The sequence below is a fragment of the Kineococcus sp. AC630 genome, assembly GCF_979255925.1.
This window is the reverse complement of record NZ_CEEDMJ010000106.1, coordinates 1-256: the sequence shown is the minus strand read 5'-3', so window position 1 is coordinate 256 and position 256 is coordinate 1. Positions and strand designations below refer to the sequence as shown.

Annotated in this window: 1 pseudogene; it reads left to right on the top strand. The window is 74.2% G+C overall.

The annotated features are described in order from the left end of the window. Window positions 1-128 precede the first annotated feature (128 nt). A pseudogene (locus AC0I8G_RS26045) lies at window positions 129-256 on the top strand (histidinol-phosphate transaminase); the annotation flags it as partial.

Below are 256 nucleotides of genomic sequence, written 5' to 3'. Positions count from 1 at the left end.
TCATGACCATCTGACCCCACCGACCCGCGATCGCGCTGGGACTCCCGGCAAGCTCGCGGGTCGACGGTGGGTGCGCGTCGCCGACGGGGGGCGACGACCGGCCCTCCCGGTCTGGGAGACTGGCGCGCGTGACCGACACGACCGACCGCACCAGCCGGGCGACCACCCGGGCCGACCTCCCGCAGCGCGAGGACCTCCGCGACGAGCACCCCTACGGTGCGCCGCAGCTGGACGTGCCGGTCGTGCTCAACGTCAA